23 protein-coding genes are annotated in these 26,656 nt (G+C 73.9%); 6 read left to right on the forward strand and 17 right to left on the reverse strand.

The window, feature by feature from the left end; genetic code table 11:
- Positions 1 to 9 precede the first annotated feature (9 nt).
- Together ACIRPP_RS00860 and ACIRPP_RS00865 are read right to left on the reverse strand one after the other, a co-directional pair.
- Positions 10 to 516, reverse strand: coding sequence for a sortase (locus ACIRPP_RS00860; protein ID WP_403636784.1), 507 nt, complete (start codon positions 514 to 516; stop codon positions 10 to 12).
- A 1,156-nt stretch (positions 517 to 1,672) separates the two neighbouring features.
- Positions 1,673 to 2,095 carry a YjbQ family protein gene (locus tag ACIRPP_RS00865; protein WP_403636785.1) on the reverse strand — a complete coding sequence of 141 codons (423 nt, stop codon included), beginning with the start codon at positions 2,093 to 2,095 and terminating at the stop codon, positions 1,673 to 1,675.
- Between the two features lie 60 nt (positions 2,096 to 2,155).
- Between ACIRPP_RS00865 and ACIRPP_RS00870 the strand changes: the two genes are divergently transcribed.
- A complete protein-coding gene (locus ACIRPP_RS00870) occupies positions 2,156 to 2,461 on the forward strand; it encodes a hypothetical protein (protein WP_403636787.1) in 306 nt (101 codons plus the stop codon).
- Between the two features lie 69 nt (positions 2,462 to 2,530).
- On the opposite strand, the gene ACIRPP_RS00875 is transcribed toward ACIRPP_RS00870, so the two are convergent.
- From ACIRPP_RS00875 to ACIRPP_RS00895, 5 genes are all read right to left on the reverse strand, one after another.
- Positions 2,531 to 5,431, reverse strand: coding sequence for an ATP-binding protein (locus ACIRPP_RS00875; protein WP_403636789.1), 2,901 nt, complete (start codon positions 5,429 to 5,431; stop codon positions 2,531 to 2,533).
- A 186-nt stretch (positions 5,432 to 5,617) separates the two neighbouring features.
- Positions 5,618 to 6,601 carry a (-)-alpha-amorphene synthase gene (locus ACIRPP_RS00880; protein WP_403637552.1) on the reverse strand — a complete coding sequence of 328 codons (984 nt, stop codon included), beginning with the start codon at positions 6,599 to 6,601 and terminating at the stop codon, positions 5,618 to 5,620.
- A gap of 7 nt (positions 6,602 to 6,608) precedes the next feature.
- On the reverse strand, positions 6,609 to 7,955 hold the full coding sequence (locus tag ACIRPP_RS00885) for a cytochrome P450 (RefSeq protein WP_403636791.1): 1,347 nt from the start codon (positions 7,953 to 7,955) through the stop codon (positions 6,609 to 6,611).
- Between the two features lie 368 nt (positions 7,956 to 8,323).
- Positions 8,324 to 9,160, reverse strand: a complete 837-nt coding sequence (locus tag ACIRPP_RS00890; RefSeq protein ID WP_403636793.1) for a universal stress protein — start codon at positions 9,158 to 9,160, stop codon at positions 8,324 to 8,326.
- Positions 9,161 to 9,358: 198 nt separating this feature from the next.
- Complete coding sequence (locus tag ACIRPP_RS00895) at positions 9,359 to 10,261, reverse strand: universal stress protein (RefSeq protein WP_403636795.1); 903 nt, start codon at positions 10,259 to 10,261, stop codon at positions 9,359 to 9,361.
- A gap of 349 nt (positions 10,262 to 10,610) precedes the next feature.
- Here ACIRPP_RS00895 and ACIRPP_RS00900 point away from each other — a divergent pair, with 349 nt between their 5' ends.
- The gene (locus ACIRPP_RS00900) at positions 10,611 to 11,096 is read left to right on the forward strand and encodes a cation:proton antiporter regulatory subunit (protein ID WP_192234802.1); all 486 of its coding nucleotides are present in this window, start codon (positions 10,611 to 10,613) and stop codon (positions 11,094 to 11,096) included.
- 4 nt (positions 11,097 to 11,100) lie between these two features.
- Positions 11,101 to 12,354, forward strand: a complete 1,254-nt coding sequence (locus ACIRPP_RS00905) for a cation:proton antiporter (RefSeq protein ID WP_403636797.1) — start codon at positions 11,101 to 11,103, stop codon at positions 12,352 to 12,354.
- Between the two features lie 917 nt (positions 12,355 to 13,271).
- Here the strand turns inward: ACIRPP_RS00905 and ACIRPP_RS00910 are convergent.
- Both ACIRPP_RS00910 and ACIRPP_RS00915 read right to left on the reverse strand, forming a co-directional pair.
- A complete protein-coding gene (locus ACIRPP_RS00910) occupies positions 13,272 to 13,760 on the reverse strand; it encodes a hypothetical protein (RefSeq protein WP_403636799.1) in 489 nt (162 codons plus the stop codon).
- 137 nt (positions 13,761 to 13,897) lie between these two features.
- A complete protein-coding gene (locus ACIRPP_RS00915) occupies positions 13,898 to 14,290 on the reverse strand; it encodes a DUF5997 family protein (RefSeq protein WP_192235873.1) in 393 nt (130 codons plus the stop codon).
- Positions 14,291 to 14,348: 58 nt separating this feature from the next.
- On the opposite strand from ACIRPP_RS00915, the gene ACIRPP_RS00920 reads away from it, so the two are divergent.
- Complete coding sequence (locus ACIRPP_RS00920) at positions 14,349 to 15,176, forward strand: LysR family substrate-binding domain-containing protein (RefSeq protein ID WP_403636801.1); 828 nt, start codon at positions 14,349 to 14,351, stop codon at positions 15,174 to 15,176.
- Positions 15,177 to 15,217: 41 nt separating this feature from the next.
- Here ACIRPP_RS00920 and ACIRPP_RS00925 read toward each other — a convergent pair whose 3' ends face one another.
- The 3 genes from ACIRPP_RS00925 to ACIRPP_RS00935 all read right to left on the reverse strand — a co-directional run bounded on the left by ACIRPP_RS00925 (position 15,218) and on the right by ACIRPP_RS00935 (position 17,358).
- The gene (locus ACIRPP_RS00925; RefSeq protein ID WP_403636802.1) at positions 15,218 to 15,967 is read right to left on the reverse strand and encodes a DUF4142 domain-containing protein; all 750 of its coding nucleotides are present in this window, start codon (positions 15,965 to 15,967) and stop codon (positions 15,218 to 15,220) included.
- Positions 15,968 to 16,165: 198 nt separating this feature from the next.
- Entirely contained in the window at positions 16,166 to 16,861 is a 696-nt protein-coding gene (locus ACIRPP_RS00930) for an HAD family hydrolase (RefSeq protein WP_403636804.1), read from the reverse strand.
- A gap of 20 nt (positions 16,862 to 16,881) precedes the next feature.
- Positions 16,882 to 17,358, reverse strand: coding sequence for an Lrp/AsnC family transcriptional regulator (locus ACIRPP_RS00935; protein WP_403636805.1), 477 nt, complete (start codon positions 17,356 to 17,358; stop codon positions 16,882 to 16,884).
- A 267-nt stretch (positions 17,359 to 17,625) separates the two neighbouring features.
- Between ACIRPP_RS00935 and ACIRPP_RS00940 the strand changes: the two genes are divergently transcribed.
- Together ACIRPP_RS00940 and ACIRPP_RS00945 are read left to right on the forward strand one after the other, a co-directional pair.
- Positions 17,626 to 19,113, forward strand: a complete 1,488-nt coding sequence (locus ACIRPP_RS00940; protein ID WP_403636807.1) for an FUSC family protein — start codon at positions 17,626 to 17,628, stop codon at positions 19,111 to 19,113.
- A gap of 91 nt (positions 19,114 to 19,204) precedes the next feature.
- Complete coding sequence (locus tag ACIRPP_RS00945) at positions 19,205 to 20,245, forward strand: lactonase family protein (protein WP_403636808.1); 1,041 nt, start codon at positions 19,205 to 19,207, stop codon at positions 20,243 to 20,245.
- 97 nt (positions 20,246 to 20,342) lie between these two features.
- Here ACIRPP_RS00945 and ACIRPP_RS00950 read toward each other — a convergent pair whose 3' ends face one another.
- The 5 genes from ACIRPP_RS00950 to ACIRPP_RS00970 form a co-directional block, all read right to left on the reverse strand.
- Entirely contained in the window at positions 20,343 to 21,266 is a 924-nt protein-coding gene (locus ACIRPP_RS00950; RefSeq protein ID WP_403636810.1) for a sirohydrochlorin chelatase, read from the reverse strand.
- 134 nt (positions 21,267 to 21,400) lie between these two features.
- Positions 21,401 to 22,366 carry an N-acetylglucosamine kinase gene (locus tag ACIRPP_RS00955; protein ID WP_403637554.1) on the reverse strand — a complete coding sequence of 322 codons (966 nt, stop codon included), beginning with the start codon at positions 22,364 to 22,366 and terminating at the stop codon, positions 21,401 to 21,403.
- 80 nt (positions 22,367 to 22,446) lie between these two features.
- On the reverse strand, positions 22,447 to 23,124 hold the full coding sequence (locus ACIRPP_RS00960) for a uracil-DNA glycosylase (protein ID WP_403636812.1): 678 nt from the start codon (positions 23,122 to 23,124) through the stop codon (positions 22,447 to 22,449).
- Between the two features lie 73 nt (positions 23,125 to 23,197).
- Positions 23,198 to 24,283 carry a WD40/YVTN/BNR-like repeat-containing protein gene (locus ACIRPP_RS00965; RefSeq protein WP_403636814.1) on the reverse strand — a complete coding sequence of 362 codons (1,086 nt, stop codon included), beginning with the start codon at positions 24,281 to 24,283 and terminating at the stop codon, positions 23,198 to 23,200.
- Positions 24,284 to 24,865: 582 nt separating this feature from the next.
- A complete protein-coding gene (locus ACIRPP_RS00970) occupies positions 24,866 to 26,593 on the reverse strand; it encodes an acyl-CoA dehydrogenase family protein (protein ID WP_403636815.1) in 1,728 nt (575 codons plus the stop codon).
- Positions 26,594 to 26,656: the final 63 nt, after the last annotated feature.

Raw genomic sequence — 26,656 nt, forward strand, 5'->3', positions numbered from 1 at the left:
GGCAGAGCGTCAAAGGCGGGTACGTGCCCTGGGGCGGCGCATCTTGATCGCGCCGCCGGCGGCGGCTCCGGCGAGCAGCACCGCCCCGACGGCAAGTTGCGTGCTCTTGTCGTTCGCCGTCCCGAAACCCGCGTCGATCGCCCCGCTGGGGTTGCCGGTGCCGACCCAGTATGTGCCCGTGATCTTGACTCGTGGCGGGCACTTCAGAGTGATGGTGTAACTGCCGGCCGCGGTGCCGCCCGGCACCTTGAATCCGCCGGTCAGTACACCCTCACTGTCGCCTGGGAGGAGATGGAACTTACCTCCTGCCTCAGACTCGCCCTTCCCGTAGACCTCCGAGCCACAGGCTCCGGTGCTGACCGTGACGGTGGAACCTGGGGCGGCATGGCGCGGGCTGATGTGCATACCTGGATCATCGGTGGGGCCGTTCGCGGCTGCGGCGGCCGGGCTCGAGAGGCCGACGACGCCGACAAGGAATCCGATGCCGATGCCGGCGCCTGCCCACTTGATACGCATGAAGTTCCTCCGAGATGCAGTGGCCGGGCGGAGTGCGCGGCGCCTTGTTGTGCTCCGCTCATGAGGAAACCGACAGACCGTCAGGGCTGCAACACGCATACGGACAGATGGGTCATCCGGCCGGGCCCGGCGGCCGCACTCCTTCGATCGTTTACGCAGGTGAGTGCTCCTGAGGGCGACTTAGGAAGAACGCACCGCACGGGCGACACGGGGGCCGGCGTCGCTTCGGGACGATCTTGAAAAGGCACAGGACACCCTGTGGCTGCCACAGCCGTCATACCCCCTCCTGCGCGGCGCGACGACGGGCGCGGTGACGTCGAGAGCCGGCCGGGGGCATGCCGTATCACTTCCGGTCGGCTGGGTGTGCCCGGTTGTCGGCTTGTTCTGTCGCCACCGGCAGTCAGGTCCATCTGCAACCGGCGGCGTCGCCTGCTGTTCCGGTGATGTGCCTGACTGACGAGAGAACATCGGGGAGTCGCCGCTGTCAGGGCTCTATACCGTGGCCCGCGAGGGCAAGCAACGGTGGTCGGCCGCCGGTTGTCACCGACCACGCGTTCCACACCGTCCTGCGCCGTCGGGCGAACGGCGAGACGGCCGATCAGATCCAGCCCGACCTGATCATCCCCACCGGCAGGCGCAAGGGCCACCACTCGAGCCCGGCGAACACCTACCGGGCGCTCGCCGAGCACCACAAGCGGCAGGCGTACCAGCGGCCCGGACCGACGTCACCGCTCTTCAGCAGCGCGACCGCAGTCCCAGGTAGTTTCTCAGCGCACGTGTCCGTTCGCCGAAGCCCCACGAGAACAGGGCCGCGGCGGGTGCTGCGGTCGCGGTCGCCGAGCGCATCCCCTCCTGTTCGAAAGAGGGTCGGCCAGTCCCGGGCTGCCGCCCATTCCCGCAGGTCACAGCCCTGTGCAAGGGGGGCGGGTGGGACTTGAACCCACGGCCGATGGATCATGAGTCCGCTGCTACGTCCAGCCCATCCGAACCACGGCCGATCAGAGACAAGGCCCGTGCTCGGGCAACAAAGCAGCACCCCTGCCTCCGGTTTCCTCAGTCACCGCATGGCTCGAAGCCAGGTGCGGGTGGACTGCTGACTGCGAGATCCAGACCCGTTTGGTTCGGCCGGACTTCAGACCTGCAGTCGGCACCCTCGTCACGCAAGGAACGACAGTCGAACCTGCCGACGAGGGTTGTCCTTGTTGGTGTCGACCAGACACACCGACTGCCAGATGCCCAGCTCCAGCCGCCCGCCCATCACCGGGAGCGTCGCGTGGGGCGGGACGATGGCGGGCAGGACATGGTCACGCCCGTGCCCGGGACTGCCGTGACGGTGCTGCCAGCGGTCGTCCGCGGGGAGCAGCGTGTGCAGGGCGGCGAGCAGGTCGTCGTCGCTTCCGGCCCCCGTCTCGATGACCGCGATCCCGGCGGTGGCGTGCGGCACGAAAACGTTCAGCAGCCCGTCACGCCCCGCCGCGGCCTCTCGCAGGAACGCCTCGCAGTCACCGGTGAGATCGACGACCCGCTCCTCGGAGCCGGTGGAAACGGTCAGGACTCGGGTGGTGAAGGTGCCAGACATGCTCCCCATCCTGACCCATCCACCGCCCCACACCCGGCAGCGCGGCACGAGAACCGGGCTGTGGGAGCGTGCCTGCGGCTCGCTGCCGCGAGCGACCTGGCGTCACCGGGATTCGCCCTGGGCTCCGGACTCCGCCACCTGTCGAACCGCTGGTCCAGCCAGTTGAACACCGTCCTCGACGCCTGCGCCCGCATCGCCGACCACATGCGGGTGACCAAGAAGATCCACAACGGGGACGAGGCCTACCTACAGCGGCAGATGAACAGCATCGACGTCCCCGACGCCGATTTCGACGAACGGGTCGGCGGATCCAGGGCGTTTCATCGTCCCCTTCACGAAGGCCGTCGAGACGTCGGACGCGTGTGACGGGCCCTGAACCGGTGGGCCGGCGGCCCGGGGCGCCTGGTGCCCCGGGCCCGGTGCCACGCCCGAGGCTCAGCTTCGTGGGCAGGGGAAGGACTTCAGGGCCACCGCGAGGCCGGATTCGTCGGTGCCGATCTTGCGGTAGACGGAGGAGAGCAGGTGCCGGACGCCCTGCTCGGTGAGGTGGAGGTCGCCGGCGATGGCCGGGGCGGGGACGCCCCGGGCGGCCAGTTCGGCGGCCTTGCGTTCGGCGGCGGTCAGGGTGTCCGTCTGGCCGTACCGCAGGGGGAGTGGACGCAGGCCCGCGGCGGCCAGTTCGTCCCGGGCCCGGACGGCCAGTGCCTCCGCGCCGCAGTGCACCGCGCCCTCCAGTCCCTGGTAGAGGCGGTCGGCGGCCTCCTGGAGCCGGCCGTTGCGGGAGAGTGCGGCGCCGTGCCCGACGAGGGCGCGGGCCAGATCGTAGGCGGCGGGGGAGCGCTCCAGGTGGTCGACGGCCTCCGCGTACAGGTCGGGCGCGGCCGGCCCGCCGGTCACCTCGGCCAGGGTGTGCACCGCCCGTCCGATCGCCGAGGCGGCGCCGAAGTCCCGGGCCCGTTTCACCGCCTCCCGCGCATGACGGACGGCCAGGTCGGGTGCGCTGCGGGCGAGGGCCGAGGCGAGGCCGGACTGCCAGGGGCACCAGGCGGGGTTGCGCCAGTCCCGCCGGTCCAGCCACTCCCCGACCTCGGACAGCAGGGCGGCGGCGTCGGCGTGGCGGCCCTCGGCGAGGAGCAGTTCGGCGTACACGGTGCGCGGGTCGGGGTAGATGACCGCGTTGGGGACCAGCTTGCCGAAGCGGTAGCGGTCGGCGAGCCGGCGGGCCGCGGCCGTCCGCCCGCGGGCCAGCAGCGTCTGGATGAGGATGCCTACGGCGAACCACTGCGCGGGCACCGCGCCCTCGACCCGGTCGGCGATGCGCAGCCCCTCGCGGACCAGGTTCTCGGCCTCGGCGAGGCAGCCCCGCCGGTAGCGGATGTACCCGGCGAGTGCCTGGCCGAGGGCCAGGTGGGAGCCGCGCCAGCCCTTGTCCTCGCACTCGGCCATGCCCCGGGCGAACAGCTCCTCGGTGCGCCGCGGCTGGTCGCAGTACATGAACACCAGGGCCACCGAGACCGGAACCTCGAAACCCCGGTTCTCGTCGGTCCAGCTGAGCCCGCCGCGCAGCGCCTCCTCCGCGTGGTGGAGCGCCGTCCCGCGGGGCTCGCCGCACAGCACGGCGTCCCAGGCGCGCAGGCCCAGGATGTAGCGTTCCTCCAGCCCGCGGCCGGTCACCCTCGCGGCCAGCCGGGCGAGCCGGCGGGAACGAGCGGCCGAGTCGGGCTCGTCGGTGCGGAAGGCGCTCCAGACGAACGCGTCGGCCTGCATGCGCAGCCGGATGCGGGGGTGGCGGGCCCGCCGGGCCTCGTCGCCGGCGACCGTGGCGGCCTCGGCCATCCGGTCGGTGTGGGCCAGGGCCTGGGTGAGCCGGTACACGATCGAGGCCCGCAAGTCCGGTTCCACCCCCGGCTCCGTCAACGCCTCCCGTAAGTGGGCGACGGTGGCTGTGGGCTTGATGAGGAAGGTGGAGCAGGCGAGTTCGTGCAGCAGGGCGGCGCGCTCCTCGGGCAGCGGCGGTTCCTGAAGGGCCCGGGTCAGCAGGCGCCGCGCGGCCTCGGGGGCTCCCGCGCGGGTGTATGCGCGGGCGGCCTCGCGCAGGCAGGCGACCGCCTCCGGGCGGCCGTCGGCGGGCACTTCGAGCAGGTGCCGGGCGGCGGCGGCCGGGCCGAACCCGGCCGCGCGGATCGCCTCGGCGGCAGTGTTGTGCAGGCCGACGCGCAGCCCGGTGGGGATGGCCCGGTAGATGGTGGTGGCGATCAGCGGGTGGATGAACGCCAGGCCGTCGCCGCTGCCGTCGTCCTCGGCCAGGATCCGGCCGGCGCGCAGCCGCTCGGTCGCCTCGGCGGCGGCCTCGCTGCCGACCACGGCGAGGGCGGCGGCGAGTTCCTGCGAGACGGTCTCGCCCAGGACGGCCGCCGCGTAGGCGAACCGGACGGTGGTGGTGCCCATGGCGTGCAGGCGCTCCATCAGCCCCGGGCCCTCGATCGCCGCGGCGAGGTCCCGCATCGCCCGCAGGTCCTGCCGGGTGCCCTTGAGGTTGCGTTCGCCCAGCTGGATGGCGAGTTCTACGGCCTCGAAAGGGCTGCCCCCGGTGACCGCCCAGCACTCGTCGCAGAACGCGTCCTCCGCCTCGTCCCCGACCTCGTCGCGGACGATCCGGGCGACGCTTCCGGCGCTGAGCGGAGCGAGCTCGTAGGGGCGCCCGCCGAGGCCGCCGGGCAGGGTGCGCAGGGGCTCCGCCTCGGGCGGCAGGTCGTCGGGCCGGTAGGCGAGGACGATCAGCAGGGGCAGGTCGGCCACCCGCGGGGCGAAGGAGATGAGCCAGCCGAGCGATTCGGCGTCCGCCCAGTGCAGGTCGTCCAGCAGCAGCACCAGCGGGGCCCGCTGCACGGCGAGGCGGGTCACGACCCAGTCGAGGCCGTCCCGGACGCCGGTCGGGTCGGGGACGTGGGTGGCGTGCCCCGCCTCCAGGCCGAGCGCGGCGCCCACGATGTCGTACCAGCTTCCCAGGGAGTCGCGCAGTTCGGCCTCGGACATGGTGGCCAGCGCGGGCTGCAGAAGCCGGCGCACGACACGGAACGCCAGCTCCTGCTCGTTGGCACCGCCGCTGCCGGAGAGCACGTTCACACCGTGCGCGGCGGCGAGGTCGCGGGCGCGGGCCAGCAGGGTCGTCTTGCCCATCCCTCCCCGGCCGGTGAAGCTGAGCAGTCCTCCGTGCGGCACGTTGTCCCCGGTGTCCCGCAGGGCCGCCAGCGCCCTTTCGAGGGCATCCAGTTCGCGTTGGCGCTCGAACAACGGCCTCGGCCGGGTGGGAAGGTGCCGCAGCTCGTTCGCCATGTGCCGTACCGCTTCCTGTTGTTCGGCATGGGTGGCAGGAGAGCGTACGCCGCCCACCGGACCCGGGACGGGTGTCCGGGACCGGCGGAACGAGTACGGGTGAATCACGTCGGGTAGGGGGTTGGTTTTCTTCCGTCAGGGGTAAGGAAAGGCGAATGGGCGCCGCCAGGACGGCAGTTGCGGTCGTCAGGACAGGGCCGACACCGAGGCTGTGTCCGCGTACCGCGGGACGGTGCGGGACCAGTGGTAGCACCCGCGGATCCAGCCGGCCATGCCCTCCACGTAGCCGATGGCCGAGGGGCTCAGCCGGGGCCTGATGTCGGCGAACAGCTCCTCGAACTCCCGCACCGCCGCATTGATCTGACGGATCGCCAGCACGGTGGCGACCGGAAGGGTGCACCGGTGGGCGCGCTGGTGGGCGAGGGCCAGGTTGATCAGCTCGCCCGCCTGCTGTTCCTTCACCGCGGAGTACAGGTCGGGTATCCACACGGCCGCGTCGGCCGACAGCCGGGTCAGCCGGCGCATCACCGGGTGGTGCAGTTCCGCCCCGGTCAGTTCCTCGGGCTGGGCCGCCTCGCACAGGGGGTGGAAGGGCTCGACCCCCGCGGTGAGCGCCCGGATCGAGGTGCACAGGGCGGCTCCGGCCGGCGGGGTGTGCGCCTGGGCGACCGCCTCGTGGAGCAGGCCGTGCACGTACTCCCGGCTCTTCCAGGCCCATCGGTCCGCCTGCGCGGGAGTGCACCGCTCGCGGACCTGTCGCAGCAGGTCGGCGAGGGCCGCGCCGAGGGCCGTGCCGGGGGAGGCGTCGTCCCGCAGCACGGCGATGCTCTCGTGCAGCAGGGGCAGCAGCCGGCCCGGCTTCCGCTTCCCGACCTCCTCCGCGAGATCGTCGAACACGAACTGGTAGGCGATCTGCCGGGCCACGATGTGCAGTACATCGCGGTCCATGTACGGGCTGTTGAAGGAGGCGAGTTCGGCCGGCCGGGTGCGGGCGATCATCTCCGTCACGCCGGGCTCCGCCGCCAGGCCGGTCTCCCGCAGCCACTGCCCGACCCCTTCGGTCACCTCCCGCTCGTGCGGGCTGCGGGCGAACGGGAAGGGCATGTACAGGTGGGCGTCGATCAGCTCCGGGAGACTGGATCCGGTCCTCACGTCCGCCGTGGCTGTCATGGTCACCTCACGCATCGTCGACACCGGTGGCACCTGCCTCTCGGGATTCGCGAACCGCGGACGACGGGCCGGGCCGGGCGGCCCGGGCGCCCGTGGGCGCGGCACCTGCCGGGGCGGGCTGTCCTGGGCGTCGCTCGCAGCGCATGACCAGCGACCTCGGCCCGAGCGTCACCGCGGGCCGTACGGGAGGGACCGGGCCCGGGGGACGGCGCAGCCGCCACCGGCGGGCGATGGTCGCGAGTGTCACCGTGGCCTGCGCGAGGGCGAAGGTGTCCCCGAGGCACTTCCGGGTCCCGGCGGCGAACGGGACCATCGCGCTGTACGGTCCGCCGCCGTCCCCGCCACCCTCCCTGCCGGCCTGCCACCGCTCGGGCAGGAACCGCTCCGGGTCGGCGAACGACCCGCGGGAGTGGTGCAGGAGGTAGGGGCTGTACAGCACGGTCGCCCCGGCGGGCAGCAGGCGTCCGCCGAACTCGACCTCCCGGGTGGTCAGCCGGGTGAACAGCCAGCCGGGCGGCGCGAGGCGCAGGGACTCGTCGACGACGGACCGGGTGTACACCAGGCGCGGCAGGTCGTCGAGGGTGGGCCTCGTCCGTCCGGCGAGCACGGTGTCGACCTCCTCGTGGAGCCGGTGCTCGGCCTCGGGGTGCCGGCCGAGGAGGCCGAAGGCGGAGGAGAGGCACAGGGCGGCGCTCTCGGCGCCGGTGAGCAGCAGGGAGACGAGCTGGTCCTGTACCTCGCGGCCGGTCACCTCCGGCGCCGGGCCGTCGGCCGCGGCCAGCAGCGTGCCGAGCACGTCGTCGCGTGCCTCGCCCGTGAGCCGTCGCTGCGTGACGACCTCGTCGACGATCGCCCGCAGCCGGGCGACGGCCCGGGTGTAGCGGCGGTTGCCGGGCGTGGGGAGACGGAAGAAGGCGTCGACCGGCACGACGGTGCGGACGAACAGCCCGCGCACCACCGTGGTCAGACAGTCCCGCACCTCGGCGGCGCGCCCCACGTCCAGCGCGTCCGAGAACAGCACCCGGCCGACCACGCCGGTCGTCACCGTCATCATGGCCGCGCTGACGTCCACCTCCTGGCCGTCCCGCCAGTCGCGGCACAGGGCCTCGGCCTCCTCGGCCATCGGTTCGGTGAGCCGGGCGACCCGGGCCGGGCGGAAGGCGGGCTGCAGCAGGCGGCGCTGTCTGCGGTGGTCCTCGTGCGGGCAGGTGACGACGCCGTCGCCCATCAGGGCCCGCAGCCGGGTGTAGAGCGGGCCGCCCTTGTCGAAGGTCCGGGTGTCCCGCAGCATCTCGTGGACCAGACGGGGGTGGCAGACGACCCACGCCCTCCCCGGGCCGAGGCGTATTTCCACCAGATCGCCGTGCGCGGGAAGGGAATTCAGGAAGCGCAGCGGACGCCGGAACAGAGAAATACCATGGGTGACGGACGGCAATATTCCGGGAGCGGTTCCGGATGTCCAGGCTGTGGGTGGGTGTTCCGCGGTGCAGTGATTCATCGCCTACCACCTGTCTCGCGCGACACAAGGAATGCAGCGATGTCCCACGTGTGTGGGACGTGAATCCTCTTCCTGCCCACTCAAACCGGCCACCCGATGTGGCGAAACCTTTTTCCATGGGGGCGCACGGGAGCGTGGCGGAGCATTCACCACCAGGGCGGACGCTGTTGCCCCGCGGTACAAACGATGCTTCCCCCAGTGGCCCGCGGCCCCGCCCGGTGTCGTCAGTCCTTGCCGCGGACGACCGTCACGGGGCAGTCGGCATGGTGCAGCAGCGCCTGGCTGACCGAGCCGAGCAGCATCCCGGCGAACCCGCCGTGCCCGCGCGCCCCCGCCACTACCAGCTGGGCGTCCCGGGTGGCCTCCAGCAGCGTGTGCCGCACCCGTCCCCGCTCCAGCCGCAGGTCCACGGCGACGCCGGGATGCGCGGCCCGCCACGGTGCCACCGCCTCCTCCAGGCGCCGCCGATGCGCCTCACGGAGGGCGTCGAGATCCACCACCACGTTCAGCGGATCGGCCGGACCGTCGTACGGCGTCGGCTCGCTCCAGGTGTTCCACACATGCAGGGCGACCAGCGGGGCGTCGCGCATCGCGGCCTCCGCGAAGGCGAACCGGGCCGCGGCGGCCCCGGCCGGTGAGCCGTCCACGGCCAGCAGCACCGGTCCCTGCGGGTCGGTCCGGCCGCGGACCACCATGAGCGGGCAGTGCCCGTGGGCGGCCAGCTGCACGACCGTCGACCCCAGCAGCAGATCGCCGAACCCGCTCCGGCCCCGGCTGCCGAGGACCGCCAGCACCGCGTGGCGCGATTCGCTCTGCAGCACCGTCAGGGTCTCGCCGGACGCCACGGTCCTGGCCATCTCCAGGCCCGGAGCACGCTCGTGGGCACGGCGCTCGGCCCGGGCCAGCACTCCGTGGATCATCGGGTCCAGGTCCACCAGACGGCTGAACGCGTGCACGATCCGCAGCTGTGCGTCCCGCAACTGCGCCTCACGGGCCGCGACGTCGACCGCCGCGAGACTGGACGACGAACCGTCCACTCCGACGATGACCGTGTCCCTCACCGCTCACTCCCGTCCCCGTCCCCGCCCGGTCCTGGACCGGCCGACGCGGTGCCCCGATGTCCGGACGCCGGCAATTACGTGCGGAGTACCCGCCCGACGCCCCGCCTACCCGTCGCCCGGCCCGGGCGCGGCCCCGGAGCGCGCACCTCCGGAAGAACCGGGGCCGTCCCCTTTCGGATCGGGCCGGATCAGGCCGGATCAAGCCGAATCCGCACCCGCGTCCTCGCGCTCGCCGCGCACCACTGCCACCGGGCAGTGCGCGTGATGCAGCATCGCCTGGCTCACCGACCCCAGCAGCAGCCCGGTGAACCCGCCCCGGCCCCGCGCCCCGACCACCAGCAGGCGGGCCGTACGGCTGGCCGCGATGAGGGCCTCACGGCTGCCTCCCCGCACCAGCTCGTGCCGCACCTTCACACCGGGGAACCGCTCCCCGTACCCGCTCAGCGCCTCGGCGAGCAGCCGCTCCTCGCTCGCGGCCAGCGCCCCCGGTTCGTTCGCGTACGGCACCGTGGCGTCCTGCGGGGCCGGCAGCGGCGCGTTCCAGGTCGTCCAGGCGTGCAGGGCGACCAGCTCGGCCCCGCGCGCGGCCGCCTCCGCGAAGGCGAAGTCGATCGCCTTCCGGCCCGCCGCGGAACCGTCGACGCCGACCACGACCGGCCCGTCCGGCGTGCCCGTCTCGCGCACCACCATCACCGGACACTTGCCGTGAGCCGCCAGATGCACCGCCGTCGAACCGACCAGCAGCCCCACGAACCCGCCCATCCCCCGCGATCCGACGACCACCAGGTCCGCCTGACGCGACTGCGCCTCCAGCACGGTCAGCGGCTCACCGGTGATCACCGCGTGCGAGACCTCCACGTCCGGCGCCGCCGACCGGGCGTGCTCGACGGCCTCGGCGACCAGCCGGTCCGCCGCGGCCTGCAGCCCCCCGTCGGCCGGCCCCATCGGCGGGGCGCCCAGGGGCACGTGCAGCGCGGGCCACAGGAACGCGTGCACCACACGGAGCCCCACCCCGCGCCGCTTCGCCTCCCCGGCAGCCGTTTCCACGGCAGCCAGGCTCGATTCCGAACCGTCCACCCCGACGACCACCGGACCGCTCATCACGCCTCCTCGTCTCCCTGTGTCCGTGTCCCTGCTGTCCCCCTCCTCTCCAGGATGTGCCACCGCGCCCTCCACGGCGCGGGACCAATGGGCCCGCGCCGTGGGCCGAACGGCACCGGACCGGCTCTGCCGCACGCCCGGCAGAGGCCCCGACCGCGGCGGGGCGCCCCGCGAGCAGCCCCGTCGGTCATGGGCTTGTGCCGAGTTCGGTGTCCATCCGTGACACCACCCATGTCCTCAGCATCGTTGGGGGATGGCACGATGTGCGTCGTGGGTGTGGATCAACCGTGCGAATACGGGTCGGCACCCATGACGGACATCGAAGAGAAGACCTGGAAGGGGACGGGCTGTGCCTGCTCCACGGATGAGCACCACGCCGCTGCCCGGCATCGGCGTGCAATACGACCTCACCACGCGTGAGCACCAGCATCTGTCCGTCATCGCGCACCGGGACGGCGCGCGCACGGTGAACGTCTACCGGTCCGACGACCCCGACGCCTGCGCCCAGTCGCTGCGCCTGACCACCGCCGAGTCGGCCGCCCTGATCGACGCGCTGACGCCCGATCACCACAGCCCCAGCGTGCTCCACACGACCGACCTCGGCCTGGTCGCGGAGCGCATCGAGCTGTCCGCGGTCTCGCACTGGAACGGCCGCGTGCTGGGCGAGACCCGGATGCGCACCGACACGGGTGTCTCGATCGTGGCCGTCCTGCGCCGTGCCGAGGCGATCCCTTCCCCGGCCCCCGACTTCCGCCTCGCCGGTGGTGACACCCTGATCATGATCGGCACCCGCGAGGGCATCGACGCCGCCGCCGAGATCCTCGGCCGGGAGTGATCGCGTGCACTCTTCCGCGATCTTCCTGATCGAGTTCGGCGCGATCATCCTCGGCCTCGGCCTGCTGGGGCGCCTCGCCGGACGGCTCCAGTTCTCCCCCATCCCCCTCTACCTGCTGGCCGGGCTCGCCTTCGGCGAGGGCGGCCTGCTGCCGCTCGGCGCGAGCGAGGAGTTCGTCGCGATCGGGGCCGAGATCGGCGTGATCCTGCTGCTGCTCATGCTCGGCCTCGAGTACACGGCCAGCGATCTCGTCTCCAACCTGAAGACGCAGTACCCGGCCGGCCTCGTGGACATGTGCCTCAACGCCGTGCCGGGTGCGCTGCTGGCCCTGCTGCTCGGCTGGGGACCGGTCGCCGCCGTCGTCCTGGCCGGCGTCACCTGGATCTCCTCCTCCGGAGTCATCGCCAAGTGCCTCGGCGACTTCGGCCGGCTCGGCAACCGGGAGACCCCGGTGATCCTGAGCATCCTCGTCCTCGAGGACCTCGCGATGGCGGTCTACCTGCCCATCGTCACCGCCCTGGTGGCCGGCGCCGGTCTCGCCACGGGCAGCATCACCCTGGCCATCGCGCTCGGCGTCGCCGGGCTCGTCCTCTTCGTCGCCGTCCGCTACGGCCGGATCATCTCCCGCTTCGTCTCCAGCGACGACCCGGAGAAGCTGCTTCTGGTGGTACTGGGCCTCACCCTCCTGGTCGCGGGGCTCGCCCAGCAGCTCCAGGTCTCCGCCGCCGTCGGCGCGTTCCTCGTGGGCATCGCCCTGTCGGGGGAGGTCGCCGAGGGCGCCCACAACCTGCTCGCCCCGCTGCGGGACCTGTTCGCCGCCGTGTTCTTCGTCTTCTTCGGGCTGCACACCAACCCGGAGTCCATCCCGCCGGTGATCCTGCCCGCGTTCGGGCTCGCCGTCGTCACCGCCCTCACGAAGGTCGCCACCGGGTACTGGGCCGCCCGGCGGGCCGGCATCTCGCCCAAGGGCCGCTGGCGCGCCGGCGGCACGCTGGTGGCACGCGGCGAGTTCTCCATCGTCATCGCGGGACTCGCCGTCACGGCGGGGGTCGAACCGCGCCTGGGACCGCTGGCCACGGCCTACGTCCTGGTCCTCGTCGTGATCGGCCCGCTGACCGCCCGTTACACGGAGCCCGTCGCGCTGTGGCTGACCCGGCGCCGCTCGCCGGTCACCGACACCGCCGCCGTGGCCGCCCCGGTGACGGTGCCCGCGGAGCGCCGGGAGACCCCGGACGACCTGTCGAGCGAGCGCGCGTAGCACCGGCATCGCGCCCCGGCGGGTACGGCCACGCCGGGGCCCGGTGCCTCCGCGCCGCGGGGCGGTTGCGCAGACCGGGCAGCCCTTGGCCCCCCGGGTGTCGGTTCGTGTGCGAGCGGGTCGCGTTCTGAACGGACGGCCCCGTCACTGAATACCTGTTTGACCGGGCCGTTGCGCCGTACGGGTGACGGCTTCACCCGACCCGGCGGACGGGGAGCCTCCCGCGTACCGCCGGTACGCGGTGCGCCGTTGCCCCGACATGGACAGGACTGAGACGGCGCGGCGCCTTCTCGGGAACGACGCCGCGCACCGGCCGTACGCGGGACCCTCCGGGGGGTCCGACGGTCACACGCCGATCTACACGGCCCTCGTCGCTGAGTGGCGGGCCAGGGGACAGACGGTTCCGGGCCACCGGGAAGCCCGCTGGGCCTTTTTCGCCGCCGCCACGGTGAGCGGACAGGAGACGCCCGCGCCGACCGTACCGGCCGCGCGGTCCGTCCCCTTCCGCGTCCCGGTGCCCGTGCTGCCTCCGGAGCCCGCGCGGGCATCCGGCAGGGAGCCGGAGGCCGACGCGGACGCGGGCGCTGACCGTGCCGGCCCCGGCCTCGCCGGGGCCGGCGGCGGAGGCGGGACGAACGCCCGCGTGACAGACGCCCGCGTGACGGATGCCCACGCCGACGTTGACGCCAACGCCGGGATGGGCGCGCACGCCGGTACGGACGCCAGCGCCGGGACGGGCACGGACGCCGACACGGGCGCAAACGCCGGGACGGATAGGCACGCCGGCATGGACTCCCACGCCGCGACGGACGCCGACCGCCCCGGCGGCGCCCACCCCCACCGCTCCCGCGGCGACGCCCCCGCCCCGGGCGGCCACCCCGCGCTCCACCTCCGCGCGGCACCGCCCGGGGAGGCCCTCACCAGCCGTCCGGCCCCACCGGCTCCGCACTGACCGGCGCCAGCACGGCGAGCGTGCCGGTGGCCTTGCGCAGAGCCAGCTCCAGCGGGCCGGGGGAGTGCAGGGTCCCGCTGCCGTCCGGTGGGACGAGCCATTCCAGCCGCCCCGCGGCCCGGTACGGCGGGGGAACGGCGACCCAGGAACCCGGGCCGACGTGCCGCACGCCGAAGCCGACCCACTCGCTGACCGGGTCGGGCGGCAGGAAGAAACCCACGCGGCGGGCAGTGACGTCCACCAGCGTGGGTCCCGGCGTCTTCAGCGGGTCGCGCCACAGGACGTCCAGGGCGAGCAGCCCGAGACGGTCGGGCACGCTCAGCACGTCCCAGTAGCGCCCGGCGGCCAGCAGGGCCGTGCCGTTGCCGTGGTCCCAGGCCCGTTTGCAGGCCTGGGGATCGGTGGCCGCCGCGGCCAGCCACTCGACGGCCTGCTTCCACATGTGGCTCTGCATGTCCCACCCCGGGCACGGTCGGCTGCGCCTCACGAGCGCGTGCTGGCCCCATGCTGGTAGATATTTCTATCCGCCGGAAGGGGTGGCGCGGGCTGGCGTTTCCGGCGCCCGGAGTCCGGGCGGCGGACCGGGCCGGATCAGTCCTGCCCGGCGGCGCGTTCCGCGTCCCGCTTCTTCAGCCGCGCGTTCTCCTTGCGGACCTCGGCCTGGGTGGCGCGCTCCCGCTCCAGCCACTGCGGAGACTCCTGCTTCAGCGCCTCGATCTGCTCCGTGGTGAGCGGTTCCGTGACCCCGCCGCGGGCCAGGCCGGCGATGGAGACGCCCAGCTTCGCCGCCACCACCGGGCGGGGGTGCGGGCCGTCGCGCCGCAGGTCCCGCAGCCACTGGGGCGGGTCCGCCTGGAGCGCGTTCAGCTCGGCCCGGGAGACCACGCCCTCGCGGAACTCGGCGGGGGTGGCCTCGAGGTACACACCCAGCTTCTTCGCCGCGGTCGCGGGCTTCATGGTCTGGGTGTTCTGGTGCGACGTCATGGAGCCCAGGGTATCGAGCGTGTGCACGACCGCCGACCACGGCCGGTAACCTGGCCAGGTGACAGGCTCGGAAGTGCCCTCCTCGTTCCGGCTCGTGTACGCACCCGGGGTGATGCCCGGCAAATGGGTGCGCATCTGGAACGAGCGACTGCCCGGCGTACCCCTCACCCTCACCCAGGTCCCCGCCTCCCGGGCCCCGGAGCTGCTGGTGAGCCGGGACGCCGACGCGGGTCTCGTCCGGCTGCCCGTCGACCGGACGGTGCTGAGCGCCATCCCGCTCTACACCGAGCAGACGGTCGTGGTGGTCCCCAAGGACCACCTCGTCACCGCGGTCGACGAGGTCTCCGCGGACGATCTGGCCGACGACATCGTGCTGCACCCCCTCGACGACGTCCTCGACTGGGACCGGCTGCCCGGACGGCCCGCCCTGGAGCGGCCGGCCACCACGGCCGACGCCGTCGAGCTGGTCGCGGCGGGGATCGGCGTCCTGGTGGTGCCGCTGTCCCTGGCCCGGCTGCACCACCGCAGGGACCTCACCCACCGCCCCCTCACCGGCGCCCCGGAGTCGCGTGTGGCCCTGGCCTGGCCGGAGGACGCGACGACGGACCTGGTGGACGACTTCATCGGCATCGTCCGCGGCCGGACGGCCAACAGCACCCGCGGCCGCCGGACGCAGCAGCCGGGCCGGGAGCAGGCCCCGCAGAAACAGGGACAGCAGGGACGGCAGAAGCAGGGACAGCAGAAGCCCGGGAAGACCGAACGCTCGGGGCGGGAAGCCGGCCGCGGGCAGCGGGCGGCGGAGCGGACGTCCGGCAAGGGCCGCCGGGCGGGCGGCGGCCCCACACCGAAGAACCCGCGCCGGGGCAAACCCCGGCGCGGGTCCTGAAGCGGTGAGGGTCCGTCGTGACCCTCACGAAGGAGCGGGCGTCACTTCACCGTCGGAGCCGGCGTCGGCGCCGGTGAGGCGGTGTTCAGGTCCTCCAGCTCCTTGGGGATCTTCAGCACGAGCACCGGCGCGCCCGCGGCCGGCGCCGGCGGAGTCACCTGCTCCTCCGGCATCTTCGGCGGGCTCGTCTGCTGGAAGTTGACCTGCTCGTGGTTCACCAGGCCCGTCTTCTCCAGCACCGTGATGTGGTCCAGCACCGTGTCGTTGGCCTGGTCGGCCAGCTGCCGGACCAGCGTGTTCCGGGTGTTGGCCCGGACCTTGGCGATCACCGGGAAGATCTGACCGTGCGTCACCCGCATGATGTTCACCGCCACGGAGTCGAACTCCTTGCCGGTGGTGGACTCCACGGTCTGCACGAACCCCTCCTGCTGGGGCGAGGCCTGGTTCGGCAGAGTGATCCCCATCTCCAGGGCGATCTTGCGGCAGCTCTCGTCGAGCCGGCCGTGTCCGACCACCAGGTGCTCGCCCGCCTCCTTCATCTCCGGCGTCGTCCCTCGCTCGATGGCCATCAGCCCCAACGGGTGCTCCCACAGCCCCGCCGCGCGGACCTTGACCACGAAGTCCCGGTCCGCCTCGGTCAGCGGGCCGTAGTTGGTGTTGGCCACCACCCGGTCCTGCTTGGTCGAGGTGTTCTGCACGCCCAGCATGGTGGGATAGGCCAACGCGGTGAGAGTGAGGATCATGGCTCCGCCCACGAACGCGGTTCCTGCCGTGCTGCGCGAGATGCGCATCGTGCCTCCTGGAATAAGAACGGCCCAACACCAGGGAGTACGGATGGAAGCGGCAAGACAATCACCGTTCGGGGAGAAATTTTCGATCGAGGTGCCGGTACGGCGTGATCCGTGCGGTCACCTCCCCCCGGCCGCCCGACTTGTCGGCTCAAGGTGCCCCACCGGTGCCCCGGCGGCCCGGCCCGGCCGGTCCCCCCGTCAGCCGGTCCCGGCCAGGTGCTTGAGCCACTCCACGGCCGCTCCGGCCGTGAACTCCCGCTGCCCGCCGCGCAGCAGCAGACCGGCGGTGGCGAACTCCGGGGCGTCGGCCTGAGCGGCGACGTAGGGGATCGCGATGCACTGCATGCCGGCCGCGTGGGCAGCGGCCGCGCCGGGAGCCGCGTCCTCCAGCACCACGCAGTCGGCGGGGTCCGCGCCGATCCTGCGGGCGGCCTCCAGGAAGACGTCCGGCGCCGGTTTGCCGTGCGCGACCTCCTCGGCGGAGACGACGGTGCCCAGCCGGGCGTCCAGCCCCGTGACGGCGAGGATCGCCTCGATGGCCTCCGGGGACGAGCCGGAGGCCACGGCCGTCGGCACGCCCTCCGCCGCCAGGACGTCGACGAACGCCCGCATCTCCGGATAGGCGCGCGTGGTGGAGCCCGCCAGTTCCAGGTAGTGGCGGTTCTTCACGGCGAGGATCTCCTCCGCCGGGGCCCGCAGCCCGTAGCGCTCGCGCCAGTCGGCGATCGTCTCCCGGGTACTGATGCCGACGTAGCGTTCGTGCTCGTCCCAGGTGAAGTCGGGGACGCCGTACTCGGCGAGGGTCCGCCGGCCCGCCTCGTAGTAGTTCGGCTCGCTGTCCACGAGCGTTCCGTCGAGATCGAAGATGACCGACAGGGTACCGAAGGTGCTCATGGGGCCCAGGATGCCAGGAGCTACCGGCCCACCGTCCGGCCGATCGACTCCACCAGCGGCAGCAGCCGGTGCGGGACCCGCTCCCGCAGCGCCACCTCGGTACGGGTGCGCACCACGCCCGGCAGGTTGATCAGCTTCTGGACGACGTCCTCCAGGTGCGCGTTGTCCCGCGCCACCACCCGGGTCATCAGGTCCCCGCCGCCGGTGATGGAGAACGCCTCCACGATCTCCGGCACCGCGGCCAGTGCGTCGCCCACCTCGTCCAGGTGCCCCTGGGTGACCTCGATGTGCACGAAGGCCAGCACGGGGTGGCCCAGCGCGGCGGGGGACAGGGCCGGCCCCGTCCCGGTGATCACGCCCTCGCGCTCCATCCGGTCCAGCCGGGCCTGCAGGGTGCCGCGCGCGATATGGAGGATGCGGGCGTACTCGCGCACGCTGGTGCGCGGCTGCTCCAGCAGCAGCCGCAGGATGCGGGTGTCGAGTTCGTCGACGGCCATGGCGTCCGGCCTCCTGGTCCCTCGATGGTCGCTCCGACTGTACCAACGGCCCGGCGGAGTGCCGGGTGGCTGGACCACCGGAGACGGACCAATGGCGCTCCGTGGTCCCGCCCGTGCCCACCCCCACTGGGCCGATGGACCAGTCGGACGGGTGCCGGTTGAGCCGTCGGTGCCGGGGATGCTGATATAGGGACGTCGATGGCGCTGCGGACCCCCGCGGCGCCTTTTTCATGCCGGTTCACACGGATCATCACGGGGGGACACGCAGTGCTGAAGAGGGTGTTCATGGCGCCGGACCCGGGCCGGGTGCGGCTGCGCTTCGCGGCGCGGGCCGTGCTCGGCATCGCGGCGGCGGTCGCCCTGTGCGGACTGGCCGGACACTCCCTCCCCGGCGCCGTCACCGGTGGGCTCGCGGCCCTGCTCGCCCTGTTCACCGTCACCGACGCGACCGTCAGGGAGCAGGCCGTCACCACGGCCCTGCTGCCCGCCGTCGGCCTGCCGGTCCTCGCCGCCGCCGCGGTCCTGCACGACCAGCCGGCGGCCCGCGACCTCACCTTCCTCGCCGTCGTCGGGCTGGGCGTGTACGCCCGGCGCTGGGGTCCGCGCGGGCACAGCCTCGGCGTGTTCGCCTTCATGACCTACTTCGTGGCCCAGTTCCTGCACACCACGCCGGGACAACTGCCCGAGATCTGCGCGGCCGTCCTGCTGTCGGTGCTCGCCGCGGCCGGCACCCGCTTCGGGCTGTGGTGCTACGAGCGCCGCCTGCCCCCGGCCGTCTCGCCCGCCCCGCCCGAGGGCCGCGGCCTGGCCCGGATCACCACCCGGCAGGCCGTGCAGGCCACCGCCGGCGCGGGCTTCGCCCTCCTGGTGGGCCAGCTGGTGTCCGGGGAGCGGTGGTACTGGGCCGTCGGCGCCACCTGGTGGGCCTTCGTGAACACCGCCTCGCGCGGCGAGACCCTGGTCCGGGGCTTCCGACGGGTGCTGGGCACCGTCCTCGGCGTCGCCCTCGCCCTGGGCGTCGCCGTGCCCGCGCACGGGGCGGCCCTGCCCACCGCCGTGATCGTCGCGGTGTCGGTGTTCGGCATCTTCTACACGGCCGCCCTGTCCTACACCTGGATGATGCTCTGGGTGACCGTGCTCGCCGCCATGCTCTACGGCCTGCTGGGCGTCCTGACGCCCGGCCTGCTGGCCCTGCGGCTGGTGGAGACCGGTGTCGGGGCACTGGGCGCCGCGCTGGCCGTGGTGTTCGTGCTGCCTGTGACCACCCACAGTGTCACCGACCACTGGATCCGGCGGGCCCTGCGCTGTGTGCACGCCTGCACCGCGGAGGCCGCGGCACGGCTCGCCGGGGCCGAGGACGCGGACCCGGAGCCGAGGATCGCCGAACTGGAGCAGCTGCTCGCCCGGGTACGGCTCTCGGTCGCCCCGCTGGTGCACCCCCTCCACCCCGTGCTCGGCCGCAAGCGGCGCGCCCGGCGGGTGCTCGCCCTGCTCGACGACTGCGCCCGGGAACTCCGCGGCCTGGCCGCCGTCGCCGCCGACCCGGAGGCGTCCCACGACGCCCGGCTCGCCGCGGCCTGCCGACGCGTCGAAACGGCCGTCGAAGCGCTCACCGAGGGCCGGGCCATCACCTCCGGCGACCACCGGGCCGCCCCGGAGCCCGCCCTGGCCCACCTGCACGGCCTGGAGCGGGCGCTCGCCGAGCTCGCCGCGCCGCTCCGGGCGCCCTCGGGATCACCGCTGGTCGGAGCCTGAAGCCCGCCCCGAAGCCCCCCTCTGTGGTCCAGACCTGAGGCGCGCGACTGCTACGGTCGCCCCGGACCGGCAGTGGCGAGAGGGGTCAGTGGTGGCGGACGGCGCTCGGCGGGCTTTCATCGGATCGTTCACGGCGGCGGGCGGGCCGGGCATCGTCACCGCCGCGGTCGCGCCCGACGGCGGACTGACCGCCCTCAGCACCGCCAACGGCGTGCCCGACCCGTCCTATCTGGCCCTCGCGGCCGACGGACGCACCCTGTACGCGGTCAGCGAGACCGACGAGGGCGCGGTGGCGGCGCTCCGGGTTGCCGGGGACCGGCTGGAACCGGCGGGCGGCCCGGTGGCCGTCGCCGCGAGCGGGCCGACCCACCTCGGTCTCTTCGACGGGCACCTGCTGACCGCCAACTACGGCTCCGGCAGCGTCACCGCCGTCCCGGTCCGCCCCGACGGCACCCTGGCCCGGTCGGCCTCCGGGGTGTTCGAGCACAGCGGTTCGGGACCCCACCCGCAGCGGCAGCAGGGCCCGCACACCCACCAGGTGCAGCCCGACCCGAGCGGCCGCTGGGCCGTCGCCGTCGACCTCGGCACCGATTCCGTGCTCGTGTGCACCCTCACCGACGGCGCACCGGTCCTGCACCGGGAGATCGCGCTGCGGCCCGGCTCCGGGCCGCGTCACCTGGCCTTCCATCCGGACGGCCGCCACGCCTACGTCCTCAACGAACTCAGCCCCACCCTCCTGGTGTGCCGCTGGGACGCCGACGGGGGAATGCTGCAGCCGCTCACCGAGGTCCCGGTGCTGCCCGGCGCCCCCGCCGGGGACGCTTACCCGTCCGGCATCGCCGTCTCGGCGGACGGCCGGCGCCTGTGGACCGCGACCCGCGGCGAGGACGTCCTGTCCGTCCTCGCCCTGGACGCCCCCTCGGGCGGTGGCAGGACGCAGCCGCGCCTGCTCGCCACCGTCCCGTGCGGCGGCCGGTGGCCGCGCGACCTGACCGAGGCGAACGGCGTCCTCTACGTGGCCAACGAGCGCTCCGGCGACGTGACCTGGTTCGCGACCGACCCCGACACGGGGCTGCCGCACCGCGGGGGCTCCCTCCCGGTGACCGCGGCCTCCTGCCTCGTCCTGCGCTGACCCGCCCGCCGAGCCGGACGCGCGGCACCGGCAGGCAACGGCAGGGGCCCGCTCCCCGGGAGGAGCGGGCCCTGTCGGCGTCGTGTGTACAGCGGGGTCAGCGGACCGGCGACCCCTGGGCCTGCGGCGTGGCGATGCCCAGCGCCGTCGTGTACTTGGCGAGGGCCAGCTTGCCGATCGCCGGGTAGGGGCCGAGGGACTCGGCGGCGGAGCAGCCGACCTCCTTGGCCGCGGCCTCGATCAGGCTCGCGTCGATCTCCGGGCCGATGAGGTACGGCGCCAGCGCCAGCTGCTGCGAACCGGCGTTGCGCAGCTGCTCGGCGACGGAGGCGATGGAGCCCTCCTCGTCCAGGGCGGCGGCCATCACCGGGACGGCGAGCCGTGCGGCCAGCAGCATGCCGGTGATCCCGGCCGCCTGCACGGCCTCGTCCCCGCCCACGGACGCCAGGACGATGCCGTCCGCGGCGGTCGCCACGGTGAACAGGCGGGCGCGGTCGGCGCGGGCCAGCCCGGCCTCCGACAGCCGCACGTGCAGCGCCTCGGCGAGCAGCGGGTGCGGGCCGAGGACATCGGTCAGGTCGGCGGCGACGCGGCTGTCCATCACGGCCTGGCGCACCCGGCGCAGCAGGGCACTGTCCGGGCCCGCGAGCAGCGGGACGACGACCGCGACGGGGCCGTCGGGCTCCTTGACATCCATTCCGGCGGCGCGGGCCTGCTCGAAGCGGGCGGTGCGCTCCTCGGCGGCGTGCGCCAGCACGGCCTGCAGCGTGGGGAACTCCTGGTCGTCGCCGTCCAGGTAACCGATGCGGGCGTCCAGGCCGGGCAGCTCGGAGCGCGCGATGCTCACGACCTCGTCGGCGAGGGAGCGGGTGGCACTACTGGGCGTACCCGGCACGGCGAGGACGAGCGCGGGCGCGCCCTCGGGAGCCACCAGGGGTTCGGGGCGGCGGTGCCTCCCGGGCTGGCGGGGGCGCGGCATTCGTACTGGCAGGCCGGACGCGGGCCCAGTGGGGGTGCTCATGGTGCGGCATGTTAGTGGTTTCCCGGGTTCCCCTGTTCGGGGAGGGTGCAGGTGAGCGGTATCCGTCCGCATTTGTCGGATGAGTTACGTCCGGATATCGGGCAGCGGGACTGCCTGTTCACCTGCCAGGCCCGTTACGGACGCGCGTCGACCACCACGTACAACAGCGCGTCATCACCCGGAAGGGTGAATGAGTCGGTCGCGAGGTCCGTCGCCATCCGCACCGACCCGTGCAGGGGATCCCCCTCGGCCGTCACCCGCCGCGCCCCGGGCAGCCGTTCCGCCAGCTCCTCGGCCAGGGGGGCGAGCAGCGGGTCCCCGATCCCGGTGAGCCCGCCGGTGACGGCGACCAGCGGTTCGACGCCGTCGACGGCCGGGCAGACCGCGGCGGCCGCCTCGGCCATGTGACGGGCCGCGGCCCGCAGGATCGTGCGGGCGACCGGGTCGCCGTCCGCGGCGCACGCGCCCACCCGGGGCGCGAAGGAGGCCAGCACGGCGGGCCGGTCGGAGCGCGGGTACAGCCGCCCCGGCAGACCGGCCGCGGGGCCGAACACGGCCTCGGCGTGCGCCAGCAGCCGGGCGGAGCCGCCCTCCCGCCCGTCGTACGCGCGCAGGGCGGCCTCCAGTCCCGCCCGGCCGATCCAGGCGCCGCCGCCGCAGTCGCCGAGCAGATGGCCCCAGCCGTCCGCGCGCCGCCAGCCCGACAGGTCGGTCCCGACCGCGATCAGCCCTGTGCCGGCGGCGACGACGGCACCCGGGCGCGGGCCGAGGGCGCCGACATAGGCGGTGACCGCGTCGGCCGCCAACGCCACCCGCCGCACCCCCAGTTCGCGGGCCAGCGCGCCCGGCAGTTCGGCGCGCAGTGCGTCACCCAGGCTGGCCATGCCGGCGGCACCGACGACGGCGGTCTCCAGCCGGCCGATCCCTACCCCGGCCGCCAAGGGCCTGACCAGGGCCAGTAGTTGTGCCATGAGGTGGTCCGGGTCGATGCCCCGGTCGCCGGTCCGCACCGGTTCTGTGGAGGCGTCCCGGGCCAGCGGGCCGCTTCGGGTCGTGCCGACGACCACGCGCAGCCCGGAGCCCCCGGAGTCCACGGCCAGGAACCCCGTTCCGCCGGGCGCCGCGCCCGTCGCCGCCCTCGTCGACGTCGGCGTCGGCGTGTCCCCGGTCCGGGTGCCGGTCACGGCAGGCGCCAGTCCACCGGTTGTCCGCCCTGACGGATCAGCAGGTCGTTCGCCCGGCTGAACGGGCGGGACCCGAAGAAGCCGCGGTCGGCGGACATCGGCGAGGGGTGCGCCGACTCCACCGAGGGCAGGTCGCCCAGCAGGGGACGGCAGTTGCGGGCGTCCCGGCCCCACAGGATGGACACCAGCGGCTTCCCGCGCGCGGCCAGCGCCCGTATCGCCTGTTCGGTGACCTCCTCCCAGCCCTTGCCGCGGTGGGCGGCCGGTCTGCGCGGGGCGGTGGTGAGGGCCCGGTTGAGCAGCAGCACACCCTGCTCCGTCCACGGGGTGAGATCGCCGCTGGAGGGCTGCGGCAGGCCGAGGTCCTGGTGCAGCTCCCGGAAGATGTTGATCAGGCTGCCCGGCAGCGGCCGCACGTCCGGCGCGACCGAGAAGGACAGCCCGACGGCATGCCCGGGTGTCGGGTAGGGGTCCTGTCCGACGATCAGGACGCGTACCTCGTCGAAGGGTTGCTGGAAGGCGCGCAGGACGTTCGCCCCGGAGGGCAGGTAGGTGCGTCCGGCGGCGATCTCAGCGCGCAGGAAGTCCCCCATCTCCGCGATCCGCCCGGCCACCGGTTCCAGGGCCTTCGCCCAGCCCGCTTCGACGATCTCATGCAAGGGTCGTGGTGCCACGGGCGTCACCCTACTGCCGTAACGGCAGCAGTGATCAACCGATGGCCAAAGCCGCCGGACGCGGCCCGGCGGCTCATCCGACGACCGCGGCCCGCACGCACAGCACGTCCGGCAGGTGCTCGGCCAGCCGGCTCCAGCTGTCGCCGTCGTCGGCGGACGCGTACACCTCGCCGTTGCGGTTGCCGAAGTACACGCCGGCCGGGTCGGCGCCGTCGTGGCACATCGCGTCCCGCAGCACCGTGCCGTAGTGGTCGCCCTCGGGCAGGCCCGCGGCCAGCGGCTCCCAGCTGCGGCCCGCGTCGGCCGTCCGGTAGACCCGGCAGCGCCGCCCGGCCGGCACCCGGTCGGCGTCGGCGTTGATCGGGAACACGTACGCGGTGCCGCCGCGGCTCGGATGGGCGACCACGGCGAAGCCGAAGGTGGACGGCAGTCCCTCGCCGATGTCCGTCCACTGCGCGCCGGCGTCGTCGCTGCGGTACACGCCCCAGTGGTTCTGCAGATAGAGACGGTCCGGGTCGGCCGCGTCCCGGGCCACCTTGTGCACGCACTGCCCGAACTCGGGGTTCGGGTCGGGCAGGAACACCGCGGAGACGCCGGAGTTGGACGGGTCCCAGGTGGCGCCGCCGTCGAGGGTGCGGAAGACGCCCGCCGTCGACACGGCGACCGTCACCGCCCGGGCGTCGCGCTCGTCGGTCAGGACGGTGTGCAGCCCCTCGCCGCCACCGCCCGGCATCCAACGGGAGCGCGTCGGGTGCTCCCACAGCGGACGGATCAGCTCGAAGGTCTCTCCGCGGTCCTCCGAGCGGTAGAGCGCGGCCGGTTCCGTGCCCGCGTAGACGACGTCGGGCTCGGCGGCGGCCGGGTGCAGCTGCCACACCCGCTCCAGCGAAGCGCCCGTGTCCTTGGGGAACTTGACCGCGGGACGGGAGGGCTCGGTCCAGGTCCGGCCCAGGTCGTCGGAGTGGAACACGGACGGGCCCCAGTGGGAGCTGTCGCCGCCGGCCAGCAGCCGCGGGGCCGGGCCCCGAGTGTCGATCGCGACCGAGTACACGGCCTGCGCGTTGAAGTAGGGACTTTCGTCGAACTCCCAGCTGCCGCCCCGCCGGCGCCCGATGAACAGGCCCTTGCGGGTGCCGACGGCGAGCAGTACCTCGGTCATGCCGATCACCTCCGCGGCGCCATCCCCGACGCCTTCGCTCGGACACGGGTCAGTCTGCACCTGACCACTGACAGTCACCTCTGGATCAGGCGACGTGGCTGGTCAGCGCGGTGTGCCGGGTCAGGGGGACAGCGTTCGGGCGGGACCGAAGGGCGGGGGATCGCGGGGACGGGGGACGGGGGGTGCGGAAGGCTGCGGAGGGTTGCCCGCGCAGCCACAGGTCCGGTCGCGTGCCCCCGGCGGCGCCCGCCCCGACCGTGGCGCCGTCCGTCCCCGGCGCCACGGTCCTCGCCGGACGTGCCGGGACGGAGTGTCACCTCGCCGGGCGGGTGTGCCGCACCGGCGGCGGGGCACGGTCGGGCGGGTGTGCGCGCCGACGGCTGGCACGGTCGGGCGGCGCCGGTATGAGAGAACCCGGGGCCGGCCGGCCGTCCGTCCGCGCGGCACGGTGTGGGGGAACCGTGGGCCGTCCGCGCGGCGCGGTGTGGGGGAACCGTGGGCTGTCCGCGCGGCGCGGTGTGGGGGAGCCGTGGGCCGTACGCGCGGCACGTTGCGCGAGAGCCGTGGGCGCACCCCGCGCTGTCAGTCGCCGACCGGCAGGGCGCGCTCCAGGATCGCGCCGGTGGGGGCCGAGTCGGGCAGCGTGCCGAAGGCGTGGCCCCAGTCGCCCCCGAGCCGGGTGGCGCAGAAGGCGTCGGCGACCGCGGGCGGGGCGTGACGGACGAGCAGGGAGCCCTGCAGCGCGAGCGCCATGTCCTCGACCAGTCGGCGCGCTCCCGCCTGCGATCCCTCGGCCACCCGGTCCTTCAGCCGGTCCACGGCCGCGTCCAGCCGCGCGTCCGCGCCCCGGCTGAGCGCGAGTTCGTCGAAGAGGGCCTGGCCGGTGGCGGTGTCCCGGCCGAGCGCCCGCAGCACGTCCAGGGCGTTGACGTTGCCCGACCCCTCCCAGATCGACAGCAGCGGGGCCTCCCGGTAGTGCCGGGGCATGCCGGAGTCCTCGACGTAGCCGTTGCCGCCCAGGCACTCCAGTGCCTCGGCGGTGAAGGCGGGACCGCGCTTGGTCACCCAGTACTTGCCGACGGCGGTCGCGATCCGGCGGAACGCGGCCTCCGCCCTGTCGCCGCGCACCGCGCGGTCCGCCGCGCCGGCCAGCCGCAGCGTCAGGGTGGTGGCGGCCTCCGACTCCAGCGCCAGGTCGGCCAGCACGTTGCGCATCAGGGGCTGGTCCACCAGGCGGGCCCCGAAGGCGCTGCGGTGGCGCGCGTGGTGGCCCGCCTCGACGAGCGTCCTGCGCATCAGCGCGGCCGACATCATCACGCAGTCCAGGCGGGTGCAGTTGACCATCTCGATGATGGTCTTCACGCCCTGCCCCTCGGGGCCGACCAGCCAGGCCACGGTGCCGTCGAACTCGGGCTCCGAGGAGGCGTTGGAACGGTTGCCCAGCTTGTCCTTGAGCCGCTGGATGCGGAACGTGTTGCGGGTGCCGTCGGGCAGGACGCGCGGCACCAGGAAGCAGGACAGCCCTCCTGGGGCCTGGGCCAGGACCAGGAAGACGTCGCACATCGGGGCCGAGGTGAACCACTTGTGCCCGCGCAGGGTGTAGACCCCGCTCTCCGCGGTCGGCGTGGCCGCGGTCGTGTTGGTGCGGACGTCGGAGCCGCCCTGCTTCTCGGTCATCCCCATGCCGGCCAGCAGTCCGCGCTTGTCGGCCGGCAGCCGCAGGCCGGGCTCGTACTCCCGGCTGGTGAGCAGGGGCTCGTAGACCGCGGCCAGTTCCGGCTGCCGGCGCAGGGCGGGCACCGCCGCGTAGGTCATGGACGTCGGGCATCCGTGGCCGGCCTCCGTGTGCCCCCAGACCAGCCCGCCCGCGGTGCGCACCACGTGGGCGCCCGGCCGGTCGTCCGCCCAGGGGGCCGCGGCCAGTCCTTCGGCGACGGCGATGCGCATCAGATGGTGCCAGCTGGGGTGGAAGTCCACCTCGTCGACGCGGTGTCCGTAGCGGTCGTGCGTGCGCAGTTCGGGTGCGTGGCGGTTGGCCTGTTCGCTCCACTCCTGCACCTGCGCGCTGCCCGCCAGCAGCCCCAGCCGCCGCACGTCGTCCTCGGCCCAGCCGGCGCCCTCGCGCCGCAGCCCCTCCAGCAGGGCGGGGTCGTCGGAGGCGTCGTAAGGGGTCAGGGGGCCGGGCTGGTTGGTGACGTCGTGGGTCGCCCCGCCGCGGTGTCCGCTGTCCGCCCCGGGCGCGCTCACGCGCGTGCCGCCCCGCTCCTCGGCCGTCCCGTGCTGCTGTTCGTCCGCCCATGTGGTCGCCATGGACCGAGTGTTGCACTTCTTCTACGGTTGCAGCAATAGTGCAACACGTGGCGGCGCCGTAGA

Origin of the sequence: Streptomyces sp. NPDC101219 (assembly GCF_044767675.1) — a bacterium.
Classification (GTDB): Bacteria; Actinomycetota; Actinomycetes; order Streptomycetales; family Streptomycetaceae; genus Streptomyces.